General features: G+C 68.4%; 13 protein-coding genes. 7 read left to right on the plus strand and 6 right to left on the minus strand.

Annotated elements, in window-relative coordinates; translation table 11 throughout:
• Positions 1-39 precede the first annotated feature (39 nt).
• Positions 40-1,407 (minus strand): metalloprotease PmbA, encoded by a 1,368-nt coding sequence (gene pmbA, locus SAHL_RS00640; protein ID WP_123589473.1) that lies wholly within the window; start codon positions 1,405-1,407, stop codon positions 40-42.
• A 30-nt stretch (positions 1,408-1,437) separates the two neighbouring features.
• On the opposite strand from pmbA, the gene SAHL_RS00645 reads away from it, so the two are divergent.
• From SAHL_RS00645 to SAHL_RS00660, 4 genes are all read left to right on the plus strand, one after another.
• Entirely contained in the window at positions 1,438-2,991 is a 1,554-nt protein-coding gene (locus SAHL_RS00645; protein ID WP_184947102.1) for a HAMP domain-containing sensor histidine kinase, read from the plus strand.
• Positions 2,981-3,532 carry a hypothetical protein gene (locus SAHL_RS00650; RefSeq protein WP_148045434.1) on the plus strand — a complete coding sequence of 184 codons (552 nt, stop codon included), beginning with the start codon at positions 2,981-2,983 and terminating at the stop codon, positions 3,530-3,532. The genes SAHL_RS00645 and SAHL_RS00650 overlap by 11 nt, the downstream gene beginning before the upstream one ends.
• Positions 3,532-4,890 (plus strand): sigma 54-interacting transcriptional regulator, encoded by a 1,359-nt coding sequence (locus tag SAHL_RS00655; RefSeq protein ID WP_123589476.1) that lies wholly within the window; start codon positions 3,532-3,534, stop codon positions 4,888-4,890. Before SAHL_RS00650 ends, SAHL_RS00655 begins: the two co-directional genes overlap by 1 nt.
• Before the next feature lie 284 nt (positions 4,891-5,174).
• Positions 5,175-5,462 (plus strand): EF-hand domain-containing protein, encoded by a 288-nt coding sequence (locus SAHL_RS00660; protein ID WP_123589477.1) that lies wholly within the window; start codon positions 5,175-5,177, stop codon positions 5,460-5,462.
• Positions 5,463-5,832: 370 nt separating this feature from the next.
• On the opposite strand, the gene mpl is transcribed toward SAHL_RS00660, so the two are convergent.
• Positions 5,833-7,176: a UDP-N-acetylmuramate:L-alanyl-gamma-D-glutamyl-meso-diaminopimelate ligase gene (gene mpl, locus SAHL_RS00665; RefSeq protein ID WP_123589478.1), complete on the minus strand. Its 1,344-nt coding sequence runs from the start codon at positions 7,174-7,176 to the stop codon at positions 5,833-5,835.
• Positions 7,177-7,181: 5 nt separating this feature from the next.
• Positions 7,182-7,682: a hypothetical protein gene (locus SAHL_RS17670; RefSeq protein ID WP_184947105.1), complete on the minus strand. Its 501-nt coding sequence runs from the start codon at positions 7,680-7,682 to the stop codon at positions 7,182-7,184.
• 45 nt (positions 7,683-7,727) lie between these two features.
• Between SAHL_RS17670 and rnd the strand changes: the two genes are divergently transcribed.
• Complete coding sequence (gene rnd / locus SAHL_RS00670) at positions 7,728-8,897, plus strand: ribonuclease D (protein ID WP_184947108.1); 1,170 nt, start codon at positions 7,728-7,730, stop codon at positions 8,895-8,897.
• A gap of 10 nt (positions 8,898-8,907) precedes the next feature.
• Here rnd and SAHL_RS00675 read toward each other — a convergent pair whose 3' ends face one another.
• Positions 8,908-9,474, minus strand: coding sequence for an adenylate kinase (locus tag SAHL_RS00675; RefSeq protein ID WP_123589480.1), 567 nt, complete (start codon positions 9,472-9,474; stop codon positions 8,908-8,910).
• Positions 9,475-9,644: 170 nt separating this feature from the next.
• Here SAHL_RS00675 and SAHL_RS00680 point away from each other — a divergent pair, with 170 nt between their 5' ends.
• Complete coding sequence (locus tag SAHL_RS00680) at positions 9,645-10,907, plus strand: 6-phosphofructokinase (RefSeq protein ID WP_123589590.1); 1,263 nt, start codon at positions 9,645-9,647, stop codon at positions 10,905-10,907.
• Between the two features lie 93 nt (positions 10,908-11,000).
• Positions 11,001-11,534 (plus strand): inorganic diphosphatase, encoded by a 534-nt coding sequence (gene ppa, locus SAHL_RS00685; RefSeq protein WP_123589481.1) that lies wholly within the window; start codon positions 11,001-11,003, stop codon positions 11,532-11,534.
• A gap of 93 nt (positions 11,535-11,627) precedes the next feature.
• Here ppa and SAHL_RS00690 read toward each other — a convergent pair whose 3' ends face one another.
• Together SAHL_RS00690 and SAHL_RS00695 are read right to left on the minus strand one after the other, a co-directional pair.
• A complete protein-coding gene (locus SAHL_RS00690; protein WP_123589482.1) occupies positions 11,628-13,130 on the minus strand; it encodes an OprO/OprP family phosphate-selective porin in 1,503 nt (500 codons plus the stop codon).
• Between the two features lie 188 nt (positions 13,131-13,318).
• Positions 13,319-15,445 (minus strand): acetate--CoA ligase family protein, encoded by a 2,127-nt coding sequence (locus SAHL_RS00695; RefSeq protein ID WP_123589483.1) that lies wholly within the window; start codon positions 15,443-15,445, stop codon positions 13,319-13,321.
• Positions 15,446-15,476: the final 31 nt, after the last annotated feature.

Here is a 15,476-nt window from a genome sequence, read left to right on the forward strand (position 1 = left end):
GCCCGGGTTTCGCGCCGATGCGCGAGCCGCTCGAACACGCTACCGACCGGCGATCGTCATCCCGCCGATGAGCACCGACGGCGTACGCAGCATGGCGGCGTGCTCGACGTCGTTGCCGACCGCCTCCACGGCGCGAAGCATGTCGGCGAGGTTGCCCGCGATGGTGGCATTCTCCACCGGGTAGGCGCGTTCGCCGTTCTCGACCCAGAAGCCGGCGGCCCCGCGTGAATAATCGCCGTTGACGAGATTCACGCCCTGGCCCATGAGTTCGGTGACGACCAGTCCGCGGCCCATGCCGGCAACCAGCGCCTCGAAACTCTCGTCGCCCGGGGCGACGTCGAGATTGAACACGCCCCCGGCGTTGCCGGTGTTGGCCAACCCGAGTCGCCGCGCGGTATAGGCCGACAGTACATAGCTTCGCAGCACGCCCGCGGCGACCAGGGCGCGCTCGCGGGTGGCGACCCCGTCGCCGTCGAAGCCGGCGCTGCCCAGCCCGCGCGGTCGATGCGGATGCTGGGACAGCGACACCGAAGCGGCCGCGATCGGCTGATCGATGCAGTCCTTGAGGAAACTCGCGTTGCGATACAGCGCGCCGCCGCTGATCGCGCTGACGAGATGCCCCCACAGGCTGCGCGCCACCCGGGGCGTGAACAGCACGGGCGCCTGCGTGGTCGGCGGCGTGCGCGCGCCCAGCCGCGCCAGCGCCCGTTCGGCGGCCAGCCGGCCGGTGTCACCGACATCGTCGAGATCGTCGGCGTGGCGGGCCTGCGAGAAGGCGATCTCGCGCTGCATGCCACCGCTCTCGCGGGCTATCGCGGTACAGGACAGCGCGTGCCGGCTGGCCTGTTCGGCGGCCACGAAGCCGTGCGTGTTGCCGTAGGCGCTGACCGCGTCCTGCGTGGCCACCGTCGCGCCCTCGGTCTGGTGGATGCGCGCATCGTGATCGAGCGCGGCCGTCTCCAGGGTCAATGCCCGCTCGAGCGCGTCGGCCGGCGTCAGCGCCCAGGGATGGTACAGCGACAGTTCCGGCCAGTCCCGCGCCATCTCGGCGGCATCGGCGAGCCCGGCGTAGTCGTCGGCTTCGGTGAAGCGCGCGATCGTGAGCGCCTGCTCGAGCGCGGCGTCCAGGCCCTCGGCGCTGAGGTCGGTGGTGGAGGCACGGCCGCTGCGCTGGCCGCGATAGACGGTGATCTCGGCGCTGCGATCGCCCTCGTATTCCACCGACTCGCGGTCGCGGTCGCGCGCGGTGACGGACAGCGCGCGGGAGGCCGAGATCGCGGCCTCGGCGGTATCGGCGCCGCGCCGGCGCGCCTGTCCGAGCAGGGATTCGAGCTGGGCGCACAGCGCCTGTCCCGTTGGCAGGGGGCGGCTTTCGGCCGGTGTATCCGGATCACGGTTGTCGGTCATGGTCGCGCCCACGCGCTCGATCGATGTGGCATGGCGCGAACCCTAGCCCCGCAGCGCATGGCCGCGCAATGCAGCCACGGTATGCTGGGCGCGATGTCCCGCTCCGATGCCGCCGACCCCCAGCCCCCGGACACGACGCGGCGCCGCCGTCTGTTCTTTCGCCCGCGCTCGATCACCGGGCTGCTGCTGACCAGTTTCGGACTGGTCGCGCTGCCGCTGATCGTCGCCATCGTCTTCAGCGTGGTCTACGTCGACCGCCTGAACAACCAGAGCGAACGGCTGGTCCTGCAGGGCGTGGAGATGACCCGCTACAGCCAGCGCCTGAGCACGCTGCTGACCGCCATGGAGCGCAGTGCGCGCCAGTTCAGCGTGCTCGAAAGCCCCGATCTGGTCGGCCGCTTCTCGCGTCAGTCGGACGAGTTCGACCGAATACTGGATTCGCTGGCCGCGCTCGAGCTCGACACGCTGCCGGACTGGAATCTCGATGCGCTGCGGCGCGAGTCGCGCATGCTCTCGCGCGAGCTCGCCGAGCACCCGGAACAGTCGCGCGGCATCGCGGAGCGCCTCGCCGCCATGCAGCGCGAAATCGATCTGATCGCCGAGCAGGGCAATCTGTTCGTCGACCGCGAGCTGTCGCGCCTCCAGGCGACCGCCGCCGATGCCCGGCTGTTCCTGCTGCTCTGCGTCTTCGCACTGATCCCCGGGGCGCTGCTGCTCACCGGCTTCTTCGTGATCGTGATCGCCCGGCCGCTGCAGCAGATCGCCGCCGGCGTCTCCCGGCTCGGCGACGGCGATTTCTCCGAGCGCATCCGGGTGGTCGCCCCGGCCGCCGAACTGGACACCCTCGGCGCCCGGCTGGACTGGATGCGGCGACGCCTGGCCACCCTCGAAAACGAGAAACAGCAGTTCATCCGGCACATGTCGCACGAACTCAAGACGCCGCTGGCCAGTATTCGCGAGGGCGCGGAACTGTTGCGCGACGGCACGGTCGGCCCATTGAGCACGCCGCAGGCGGAGGTCGCCGACATCCTGCAGCGCAACAGTCTCGAACTGGCCAGCCTGATCGAGAACCTGCTCGACTTCGCCGCCTGGCAGCAACAACACGCTAAACTGGAGTACGAGCGCTTCGATCTGCGCGCGCTCACCGAGGCGATCGTGGCCCGTCAGCGGCTCACGATCGAGGGGAAACAGCTCGATGTCGCGATCTCGGCACAGGTCACCGAGATCACGGCGGACCGGGACCGTATGCACCTGATCATGGACAACCTGATCGCCAACGCGGTGAAGTTCTCGCCCGCGGGCGGCACCATCGGCGTTCACGTAGAGCGGCTCGACGCCGGCACCCGCATCTGCGTGAGCGACGCCGGGCCGGGCGTGCCGGCGAACGAACGCGACGCCATCTTCGACGCCTTCTTTCAGGGCGCGCGCGGCGCCGACGCCGACAGCGGCGTACGCGGCACCGGCATCGGCCTGTCGGTCGTGCGCGAATGCGTTCAGGCCCACGGCGGCGAAATCCATGTCGAAGACGCTCGCGAGGGGGGCGCCATGTTCTGCCTGCACATCCCCGATCGTCATGCACTCTGAACGTCGGACGCACACGCTCTGCGTGGCGGCGATGCTCGGCGCGCTGCTGGTCGCCGGCTGCGCGCACCGACCGGCCGCAGAGACCGAGGACGTCGCGCACGAGACCGAGCAGGCCGCGGATCCCGCGATCGACCTGCTGCTGTACGCGCACGAGCTGCAGTCGGGCAGCCCCGAAGCGCGCGCCAAGGCGGTCGAGCAGGCCCGGTCCGCGGTCGACGACGCACCCGACGCCCGGAACCTCGCCCGGCTGGCTCTGGCCTACGGCGCGCCGAAACAGACGCGCTACACGCCGGATCTGGCCGCACGCTACGCCGGCCGCGCGCTGGAGGCCGACGATGCGCGCTGGAACGCTGCGGCACGACAGTACCTTCGGGATTACCGACGCTTCTACACCCGGCTCACCGAGCAGAGTCCGAGCGACGACGACAGCGAGGACGCCCGGGCGCGCATCGCCGAACTCGAGGCCCAGCTCGACGAGGCCCATCGCAAGCTGCGCGAGATGGCGACCATCGAGGAACGGCTGGGCTCCAGTCCGCCCTGATGGCGCGCACGGGCAACATCCTGCTGGTCGATGACGATCCCAGCCTGCGTCGCCTGCTGGCGCTTCGGCTGGAGGGCGCAGGCCATACCGTGGAGACCGCGGAAAGCGCGAGGGCCGCCCTGAATGTGCTCGACCGCTTCGCCGCCGACTGCGTGATCACCGATCTGCGCATGGAGGGCATGGACGGCATCGACCTGCTCGATCGCCTGCATCAGGCGCATCCAACCGTCCCGGTGATCCTGCTCACCGCCCACGGCACGATCCCCGAAGCCGTGACCGCGACTCAGCGCGGCGCGCTGGACTTCCTGTCCAAGCCCATCGACAAGGACACGCTGCTGTCGCGGGTCGACCAGGCACTGGCCCAGGCCGGCATGGCCGGCGACCGCTGGCAGAGTCTCTGGCAGTCGCGCATCGTGACGCGCTCGCCGGCGATGCACCGCCTGCTCGACGAGGCCCGACTGGTCGCCGACAGCGAGACCAGCGTGCTGATCACCGGCGAGTCCGGCACCGGTAAGGAAGTGCTCGCACGCACGCTGCACGAAGCCAGCCTGCGCGGCCGGGCCCCGTTCGTGGCGATCAACTGCGGCGCCATGCCGGAACAGCTGCTGGAGTCGGAACTCTTCGGGCACGAGAAGGGCGCGTTCACCGACGCCAAACAGGCTCAGCAGGGGCTGCTCCGCAGTGCCGAAGGCGGTACCGTCTTCCTCGACGAGATCGGCGACATGCCGTTCGCCCTGCAGGTCAAGCTGCTGCGCGTGCTCCAGGAGCGCGAAGTGCGCCCGGTCGGGGCCCAGCGCGCGCTGCCCGTCGATGTACGGATCATTTCGGCGACCCATCGCAACCTCTCCGAGTCGATCACGTCCGGTCATTTCCGCGAGGATCTGTATTACCGCCTCGCCGTCGTGACGCTCACCCTGCCCGCCCTGCGCGAGCGCCCCGAGGACATCGCACCGCTGGCGCGCCATTTCCTGGACGCCATCGCCCAGCGCAGCGAACGCCGCGCCAAGGTCTATGCACCGGAGGCACTGGAAACCCTCTGCGGCCATGACTGGCCCGGCAACATTCGCCAGCTGTCGAACGTGGTCGAGCAGAACGTCGCGCTGACCCGGGGACACGTGGTCTCACGGCAGGCGGTGGACAAGGCACTGGCCGCTCAGTCCGGCGGCCGCGATCGGGCGGCGACCCTCCAGCCCCTGGCCGAGGCCCGCGACGCCTTCGTGCGCGACTACCTGATCCAGCTGCTTCGCATCTCGGAGGGCAATGTCTCGCGCAGCGCCCGCATCGCCCGTCGCAACCGGACCGAGTTCTACAAGCTGCTCAACCGGCACGACATCGACCCCGCCGAGTACAAGCGCTGACCGCGGCCTGTTGCCCTGCGACGACACGCGGGAATCGGCATCCCGCCCCAGCCGTCGCCATACGGCGACATGGTCTTTTCTTTTATTTCAATCTCTTAGGCGACGACGCGATTGACTGTCGCCATACGGCAACAGGTTTGTGCCGCTGCGGGAGGCTACGGCACGTGCTGGCGCCTTCCTGCTCTAGAGAAAAGTCACAGGATTTTGTTTTTAAAAACATTATTCGGATTGGCACGGGGGTTGCTCCATCAGCATTAACACGTGATCGGAAACACAGTCGGATCATGAAGAAACGCTACGCCGTAATCGCCGGGATCGCCGTCGCGATCCCGCTGGCAACGACCTCTCTCGTAGCCAGCGGCACCGGCACCGACGCTTCGGCCTCCTGGGCGACCATGGATGCTGACGCCGATGGCGCGTTGTCGCCGGAGGAAGTCGCGAGCACGCCCTGGGAGGCCAAGTTCGACGACATGGATGCGAACGACGACGGCAAGGTGACGCGCGAAGAGTTCAAGCAGTACATGGCGTCGATGCAAAAGCAGCAGGACAACGAGCAGGACAACAGTATGTAGGAGTTCGGCAGCGTGGCTGCCAGCCTTTTTCGCTCGGCCGGGCCGGCGTCTCCCCGGTCCCCCCCCTCGTGCCTCGGCGTGGGCCGGCCCGGTCGCAGCGAATTCAAAGGCGGTGGACACGAGGCCATCGGTTTTCGCTTTGCCGGGCCGGCATCTCCCCGGTCCCCCCTCGTGCCTCGGCGTGGGCCGGCCCGGTCAAAGCGAAATTCAAAACGGCAGCCCGGCTGCCATCGTTTTCGCCCGGTCGGGCCGGCGTCTCCCGGTCCCCCCTCGTGCCTCGGCGTGGTCCGGTCCGGCCGGGCGAAATTCAAAAGACCGCTTCGGCGGTCTTTTTTTTGGGCGCCGTTTTTGCGACGTCCGGGCGGACCGCTCAGAGCGCGTCGAGAAGACGCTCGTGAATGCCGCCGAAGCCCCCGTTGCTCATCACGACGACAGTATCGCCCGGGGCCGCGGCGGCGACGACCGCAGCGACCAGATGGTCGATGTCGTCGGCCAGCGTCACCCGGTCCCCGAGGCCGGCGAACACGGCATCGGCATCCCAGTCGATATCCGCGGCATAGACGTAGACGGCGTCCGCACGCTCGAAGCTCGCGGCGAGCGTGTCGGCGTGGACGCCGCGGCGCATGGTGTTCGATCGCGGTTCGAAGACCACGAGAATGCGGCCGTCCCGCGCACCGGCGCGCAGGCCGTCCAGCGTCGTGCGAATGGCGGTCGGGTGATGCGCGAAATCGTCGTAGACGGCGATGCCGCCGGGCGTGCCCCGAAGCTCGAGCCGACGCCGCACGCCACCGAAAGCCGACAGCGCCTCGATGCCGACCTCGGGGGCGACGCCCACATGGCGCGCCGCCGCGAGCGCCGCGAGCGCGTTATCGCGGTTGTGGGCCCCGCCGAGCGACCAGGCCAGCTCGCCGACGTCGGCCCCGTCGAGACGGATCCGGAGCCGGTCGCCGGCCGCGGTCATCGCCTCGGCCTGCCAGCCGGCGTCCCCATTGAAGGCGACGGTCGGTGTCCAGCAGCCGCGGGCGAGCACGTCGTCGAGCGCGGGCTCGGCGGCGTTGTGCACGATCTGGCCGCCCGCGGGCACGGTGCGGACCAGGTGATGGAACTGCCGCTTGATGGCCTCGAGATCGTCGAAGATGTCGGCGTGGTCGAATTCCAAATTGTTCAGAACCAGGGTCCGCGGGCGGTAATGGACGAACTTGGCCCGCTTGTCGAAGAAAGCGGTGTCGTACTCGTCCGCCTCGACCACGAAGAAATCGCTCGACCCCATGGCCGCCGAGCGGCCCAGGTCCGGGGCGATGCCGCCGATGAGGAAACCGGGCGCCAGCCCCGCGTGCTGCAGAATGTGGGCGAGCATGCTCGCGGTCGTGGTCTTGCCATGGGTGCCGGCGACGGCCAGCACCCAGCGCCCGCGAAGGACGTTCTCGGCCAGCCACTGCGGGCCCGAGGTGTACGCCAGGCCGGCGTCGAGGGTGTGTTCGACCGCCGGATTGCCGCGCGTCATGGCATTGCCGATCACGACCTGGTCGGGCGCAGGGTCGAGATGGGCCGCGGCATAGCCGTCCATGACCTCGATGCCGGCGTCGGCCAGCTGGGTGCTCATGGGCGGATACAGGCCGGCGTCGGAGCCGGTCACGCGATGCCCGGCCGCGCGCGCCAGCAGCGCCACGCCGGCCATGAAGGTGCCGCCGATACCGAGGATATGAACGTGCATGCGGCTCAGCCCAGCACGGAGAAGACGACGAGCAGCAGTACCTCGAAGGCCAGCGCGGCGCCGACGCCGAGCCAGATCGAACTGTCCAGCGCATGCCGATAGATGTGGCTGTAGATCGCCAGCCCCCAGACGCCCATGGCGACATAGGCGAGCACGACATAGCCTGGCGGCATCGGCACCTGCTGGGGATCGCTGGCCTGGGCGATCGCCTCGAGATACGGCGTCATCGCATGCGTCGGCGCCAGCATGATCAACGTCAGTGTGGCCCCTGCGGCGTACAGCGACGTCGCGGTCTGGGCGAAGCGGTTGCCCAGCCCGCGCATGCGCAGCACGGTGCGGACATAGATCGCGATCAGGGCGGTGGCGACCACGGCCTGGAACACGGCATATCCCGGCGGGGTGATCAGCCCGACCTGCAGGACCAGCAGGATACAATAGACCGCGGCGCTGGCCGCGAGCGACGTCTGATCCCCGGGCATGTCCTGGGGGCCACGTCGCAGGAGCATCAATTCGATCACCCGGCGCGCAAAGACCATCAACGACCCATCCCCATGAAAGCGATCCTGAACAAGGAACCCGGCATGATACCGAAGCCGCCCGAACGCGTGGTCACGATCACCGACACCGCGGCGCTGGCCGAATCGATCGAGCGGCTGCGCGCATGCGACTGGGTCGCCGTCGATACCGAATTCCTGCGCGAACGCACCTACTATCCCAGACTCTGCCTGGTCCAGCTCGCGGATGCCGAACACATCGTGCTGGTCGACGTGCTCGCGATCGACAATCTCGCGCCGCTGGCCGAGCTACTCCTAGACCCGGACGTGCTCAAGGTCTTCCATGCCGCCGAACAGGATCTGGAAGTGCTCTATCAGCGCTTCGGCGCCCTGCCCGCGCCCGTGTTCGACACCCAGATCGCCGCGGCTCTGGTGGGCTTCGACGATCAGATGGGCTATGCCCGCCTGATCGCGGCCCTGCTCGACATCGATCTGCCCAAGGCCCACACGCGCACCGACTGGAGCAAACGGCCGCTGGCCGAGGGCGCGCTCGGCTACGCGGCCGACGACGTGCGCTATCTCGCGGTCGCCTACGCCGTGCTCGTGGATCGCCTTGCCGCCGCGGGCCGATCGGCGTGGCTGGCCGAGGACTGCGCGCGCCTGCAGGACCCGGCCCGCTTCGAACCGGCGCCGGATACGGCGTGGAAGCGGCTGAAGAACCGCCACAGGCTGGCGGGCGGTCAGCAGCAGGTGCTGGCGGAGATCGCGGCCTGGCGCGAGCGCGAGGCAGTGGCCACGGATCGGCCCCGGAAATGGATTCTGGGCGACGACGCCCTCATGGAGATCGCCCGGCGTCAGCCGGCGGACGCCGAAAAGCTAAACGCGATCCGGGCCCTGCCGGCCAAGACGGCGAGCCGCCACGGCGACGCGCTGGTCGACTGCGTCGCCCGCGCCGCCGCGCGGCCGGCGGAGCCGCTCGACGACAGCTCTGGCCCGCCGTCACCGCGGGAGAAAGCCCTGATCCGCGCGGGCATGGAGCGGCTCGAGGCGCGTGCCGAGAGCGCCGGCATCGCCAGCGCTCGCCTCGCCAGCCGACGCGAAGTGGCACGGCTGGTCGACGGCGAGCGTGACACCCCGCTGCTTACCGGCTGGCGGGCGGCGGTCGCCGGCGATGCGGTGGTCGAGGCGATCGAGGCAGCGGCCGCCGACCTCGATGCCCCGACGTAAGGCGAAGGCCTCAGCCTCTCGCGTCGGCCGGCAGCGCGTTCTTGATGCGGGCGTAGATCTCGTCGACTTCGCCCATGCCTGAAACCGCGGACAGCAGGCCGCGCTCCTCGTAGTAGGCGACCAGCGGTGCAGTCGAGTCCTCGAATACCTTCAACCGGTTGCGGATCGTGTCCTCGTTGTCGTCAGCACGGCCGCGCTCGAGCAGACGCGCCACGATCTCTTCCTGATCCACCTTGACGTGGACGACCGCCTGCAGCGGCCGCCCGAGACGCTCGAGTAGCTCGTCCAGCGCCTCGGCTTGGGACAGGCTGCGCGGGAAACCGTCGAGGATGAAGCCGTTCTCGGTGTCGGGCTCTTCCAGACGCTCGCGGATCATGCCGACGACGATGTCGTCGGACACCAGTTCACCCGCATCCATCGCGGCCTTGGCCTTGTTACCCAGTTCCGTGCCGTTGGCCACCGCGTTGCGAAGCAGATCGCCGGTCGAGATCTGCGGCACGCCGTATTCGGCCACCAGTTTTTCACTTTGTGTTCCCTTGCCCGACCCGGGCGGGCCCAACAGCACGATCTTAAGCATTTCTTCCTCGCGAAAGGCATCCTGAACAGGACGGCAGAACGGACACTCGGTTGCACCAGCCGAGCGTGAGCGGACGCTCGACGTTAATGGTTGCCATAAGGCAAGTCAATTTTATCGCCCCCGGCCAGTCACGTATGCTTTGGCATCGCCCGATCAGCCAGGATGGATTCATGAGCCCGAAGAATGCATTTTATGCCCAGAGCGGAGGCGTGACCGCCGTCATCAATGCCTCCGCCGCCGGCGTCATCGAAGCCGCGCGCGAGCACACCGACACCATCGGCACGGTCTACGCCGGTCGCGACGGCATCGTCGGCGCCCTGACCGAGGATCTGATCGACACCAGCGCGGAAAGCCCGGGTGCGATCGCCGCCCTCAAGCACACGCCGGCCGGCGCCTTCGGCAGCGCCCGCTACAAGCTCAAGGGGCTCGAGGACAACCGTGAGCAGTACGAACGCCTGATCGAGGTGTTCAAGGCGCACAACATCGGCTACTTCTTCTACAACGGCGGCGGCGATTCGGCCGACACCTGTCTCAAGGTCAGCCAGCTGTCCGAGAAGATGGGCTACCCGATCCAGGCGATCCACGTGCCCAAGACGATGGACAACGACCTGCCCCACACCGACTGCTCCCCCGGCTTCGGCAGCGTGGCCAAGTACACCGCAGTATCGATCCGCGAGGCCGGCTTCGATCTGGCCAGCATGTGCAAGACCTCCACCAAGATCTTCATTCTGGAAGTGATGGGACGGCACGCCGGCTGGACCGCGGCCGCCGGCGGCCTGGCCAGCGAGGCCGAAGGCCAGGATCCGCACGTGCTGCTGTTTCCCGAGATCGCCTTCGACGAGGAGAAGTTTCTGGCCAAGGTCGACGACACCGTCAAGCGCCACGGCTACTGCACCATCGTCGCCTCGGAGGGCGTACGCAATGCCGACGGCGAGTTCATGGCCGACGCCGGCACCACCGACGCCTTCGGCCACAAGCAGCTGGGCGGCGTCGCGCCGACGCTGGCCGGGCTCATCCAGAGCAGGCTCAGCTACAAGTATCACTACGCCATCGCCGACTATCTCATGCGCGCCGCCCGCCACATCGCCTCGGCCACCGACGTCGAGCAGGCCTATGCGGTCGGCCGCGCGGCGGTGGAATACGCGGTCGCCGGCAAGTCCGGGATCATGGTCTCGATCGTGCGCGAGTCCGACTCGCCCTACAAATGGTCGATCGGCGAGGCGCCGCTCGACCAGGTCGCCAACGTCGAGAAGATGATGCCGCGCGAGTTCATCTCCGAGGACGGTTTCCACATCACCGACGCGGCGCGGCGCTACCTCAAGCCGCTGATTGCCGGCGAGGCCTATCCGCCCTACGCCGACGGCCTGCCCCAGTACGCCCGCCTGAAGAATCAGGGGGTCGCCCGGAAGACGGGACGCGATTTCCAGATCTAGCAGGGCGCGCACCGGCGCCCGCTGCCGGGCGCCGGACGCATCGGTTACACTGACGCCCGGTTTTCGCTCCATTCATTCGTCAAGGGGTCACCGATGGGTTACGAAGCACTCACGCCGGGCAAGAATCCGCCCGAGGAAATCAACGTCATCATCGAGATCGTCGAAGGCTCGAGCTCGGTCAAGTACGAAGTCGACAAGGACACCGACTGCCTGATGGTCGACCGCTTCATGAACGTGGCGATGCACTATCCGGCCAACTACGGCTTCGTGCCGAAGACGCTGTACGACGACGGCGATCCGGTCGACGTGCTGGTGCTCACCCCCGAGCCGATCGTGCCGGGTGCGGTGATCAAGTGCCGCCCGGTCGCCGTGCTCGGCACCGAGGACGAATCCGGCCTGGACGCCAAGATCCTGTGCGTGCCGACCGACAAGATCAGCACCGACTACTACAAGGCGATGCGCGATCTGGACGACGTCGACGAGCGTCTGCGCAACAAGATCGCCCACTTCTTCGAGCACTACAAGGACCACGAGGACGGCAAATGGTCCAAGATCTCCGGCTGGGAAGGCGCCGAGAAGGCCAAGGCCGAGATCAACAAGTCGATCAAGGCCTACAACAAGGGCTGATCGCCGCGGCCGGTCGCCGCTGACCGGGCTGCAGACAGGAAAAGCCACCGTCCGGCCGGACGGTGGCTTTTTCTTGGCCGGTATTCCGGCCGGCTAGAAGATCACCTGGGCCCGCGCACTGACGGTGTTGCCGTCGTCCGAGCCGATGAACTCACGGTCGCCCGGATCACCCACGATCGGCACCCGGTTGTGGGTATCCCAGTTGATCCAGTTGAGCATGAAGCGGGTGTAGTTGTTGAGATACCAGCTCAGCCCCAGCGTGGTGCCATGGCCGGTGCCGCCGGCGTAGTTGCCGCTGTTCTCGTAGTCGAGCGCGTCGTAGCGCGCCATGACCTGCCAGGCGCCCCAGCCGCCATCGGTCACCGGGTCGGCGATATCCGGCGCGCTCCAGACACCGTTCTTGGTCGAATAGCCGAAGGCTTCGCCGGTCAGCGAATAGCCGATCTGGGCCGAGTAGGCGTCATAGTCGGTATCCGCGGCCACCCGGCTGTCGATCTCGCGCCGGCCGTATTCGGCGCTCGCCGCCACCGGCCCGGTCAGACCGGCGAGCTCGAAACCGTAGCCGGTACTGGTCTCCGGCTGCTCGACGGTGTCGCCGTAGACCCGGACGTTGTCGTTGAAGTGCGAGGCGAAACGCAGATTGTCGGTCAGCTTCGGCTGCTTACCCCGACTGAAGTCCTCGTAGAACCCCCAGGCGCCGACATGCAGCATGCTGTTGTCGGTGACCAGCGGATTGAAGTGTCCCCGCGAGAGCACGGTCAGATTGTCCGAATCGTTGTCGCTCCCTCCCAGCGAGCCCTTGCTCACGCCCAGCGACAGATGCCAGTCGTCGTCGCCGTAGAACTCCGCGGACGTACCCATGTTGTAGTAGCCGGATTCCGGGCTGATGGCATCGGCCACCGCGTTGCGGTCGAGAAACCAGATGTACTTGGACGAGGTGCGGCCGTCGAGACTGCGGTCGGCGAACTTGTTGCCGAGATAGACCACGCCCTGCCCGAGCGCGAAGTCCTTCTGCGTGGCGATGTAGGCATCGCGCACGCCGATATCGGAGTTGGCGAAGTCGAGCTCGACCTTGTACAGGATCGGATCCGTGAGCTGGCCCTGCACGCCCAGCCGCAGCCGCCGAAACTCGGTGCCGCTGATGTTGCGGTCGCCGACACCGGCGCCGTCGTAGGACGAGCCGCTCGTCGTGCCGAAATCGTACTGGATGCGTCCCAGCGGCTGGAAGGTGAATTCATCGTCGGCGCTGGTGAACTTCGGCGAACCTGAGCTCCAGTCGACCTGCACCGTACGCTGCTTGAGTTCATCGACTTCGTCCTGCAGATCGGCGACCGAACGCGGGTCGGTATCCGCCTGCGGCGCGGCGGCCGTCTTGCCCGAGTCCGGCTGTACCCCGGCGCCGGCGTCGGCCTGGCGATCGCGGCTCTCCAGCGCCTCGACGCGCTGCTCGAGTTTTTCGATCTGGGCGGCCTGGCGTCGCACGAGATCCGCCAGATCGGCCCGGCTCGTCTGGGCGACCGCGACCGGCAGCTGCGCGGCCAGCACGACGGCCGCCGTCAGCCGGACGGCGCCCGCCCGAATGCGTTGACTTGGCATGATGCTCCCTGCTCCCCGATTGATTGGCTTATGCAGCTTTCAGGCTGCACGTCGGCGTCCACGCACGGCCAGCCGTGCCCCGCCAACCGGGATAGTAAACGACGCGGCATCGAACCGCCAGACGAACGCGACCGCAAGCCCTTGTCGAACAAGGCTTTGCTGCGCGCCTCGCCCGGCGGGACGGCGCCTCAGGCGTTGGCGTCGTCCGTCGAGAGCACGACCGCGTCCACCGCCGCCAGCCCTTGACCGGCCGGCATCACCAGCAGCGGGTTGATGTCCACCGAGGCCAGCGTGGCCGCGTTGGCGGCCGCGAATTCGGACAGCCGCACCAGGGCATCGGCCAGCGCGTCGACGTCGGCGGGGGCGGCGCCGCGGGCGCCGGTGAGCAGCGGATAGCCGCGCAGACGCTGGAGCATCGCGCGTGCTTCGGCCGGGCCGAAGGGGGCGAGCTCGAAGGTCACGTCTTCGAGAATCTCGATGAATACGCCGCCCAGCCCGGCCATGACCATCGGCCCGAAGGTGGGATCGTTCTGCACCCCCACCGCCATCTCGACACCGCCGGAGAGCATGGCGGCCACCAGCACGCCGTCCAGACGCGCCTGCGCGTCGTAGCCGCGCGCGTTGGCCATCACGCGATCGTAGGCCGCTCGCACCGCGGCCTCGTCCTGCAGGGACAAGGCCACCCCACCGGCATCGGATTTGTGCAGGATGTCCGGCGACGCGATCTTGAGGACCACCGGAAAGCCGATTTCGGCCGCGGCCGCCGCGGCATGGTCGGCGCTGGCGGCGCGGCGCGCGGGTACGACCGGCACCCCGGCGTCCGCGAGCAGCGCCAGCGCATCGAACTCGGCGTAGCGCTGCCCGGCAGCGACCCGCGCCGGACAGTCGACCGCGGTCCGCTGCCAGGGCGTCGAATGCGCCAGCCGACGCCCGAGATCGGTCAAGGCGGCGGCGGTGTCGACGGCGGCGGTCGGATCCTCGAAGACCAGATAGCCGTCGGCCTCGAAGTCGGCCTGCGCCTCCGGTGTGCACATGGCCGCGATCATCAGCACGTTGTCCGGATACTCGCGGCGCAGGGCCTGCAGCGGCGGGCGCAGCTTGGCCGCCAGCGCCGGCGCCAGCGGCAGCATGGACAGGAAATTGACGATGACGTCGTAGTTGCCTTCGCGCAGCATCACGCGCTGAAAGTTGGCGTTCATCTCCGGGTCCGAGACCGGCTGCGCCGTGGTATCCACCGGATTGCGCGTGGTCGCGTTCGGCCACATGTCGTGCAGCTCGCGCTGGGCGGCCTCCGGCATGGGCGCGACGTCGAGATCGTGATGCGAGGCGGCGTCCGCCATCATGATGCCGACGCCGCCCGAGACGGTGATCAGCCCCAGCCGGTTGCCGCGCGGCAGCGCGCTGCGGGCGGCCGCGTGGGCGACATCGATGAATTCGCGGATGCTGTGGGCGCGATACACCGGATAACGCCGGAACAGCGCATCGTAGGCCGCGTCCGCGCCGGCCAGATTCGCGGTATGCGACATCGCGGCCGCCGCGCCGATGTCCGATTCCCCGCCCTTGAGCGCGATCACCGGCTTGCCGCTGGCCTGAACCGCGTCCAGCGCGGCCTTCATCCGCTCGCCGTCGCGACAGCCCTCCAGATGCAGCGCGATCACGTCGGTATCGGCGTCGGCGGCCAGATAGGCGAGGCAGTCGGCGGCATCCAGATCGCACTCGTTGCCGGTGGTCACCAGCCGGCTGAGGCCCAGTCCGCGCGCCCGGGCGAGGGCGAAGCAGTGCGAGCCGAAGGCCCCGCTCTGGGTGACGAAACCGATCCGCCCGGCCTGGGGCAGGCCGCTCTGAACCGAGCTGGAGAACGTCGCGATCAGCCCGCGCGAGATGTTCATGCCGCCCAGGCAGTTCGGCCCCAGCAGACGCACGCCGTATTCCCGGGCCGTGGCCAGCAGCTGCTGCTGGGCCTCGACGCCGGCCGCGCCGATCTCCGCGAAACCGGCACTGAAGATGATCGCCGCGCGCACGCCGCGCCGACCGCATTCGGCCACGGCATCGACCACCGCCGCCGCCGGGATGGCCAGGATCGCCAGATCCGGCCGTTCCGGCGTATCCAGCACCGATGCATAGGCCATCAGCCCCTGGACGACATCGCGGTTGGGGTTGATCGGATAGATCGGGCCTGCGAAGCCGGCCTGCTTGAGATAGTCCACCGGCCGCCCACCGATGCGGGTCGGCTCCGCGGACGCGCCGATGATGGCAACCGCGTTCGGTTCGAGCAGGTTCTGTACGGCTTGGGGATCGGGCGCACGCGACGTCATCGGCAGCAGACCTCTGGCTTTTTCTGTCGAC

The organism is Salinisphaera orenii subsp. halophila YIM 95161 (assembly GCF_003732545.1).
In the GTDB taxonomy this organism is placed as follows: domain Bacteria; phylum Pseudomonadota; class Gammaproteobacteria; order Nevskiales; family Salinisphaeraceae; genus Salinisphaera; species Salinisphaera orenii_A.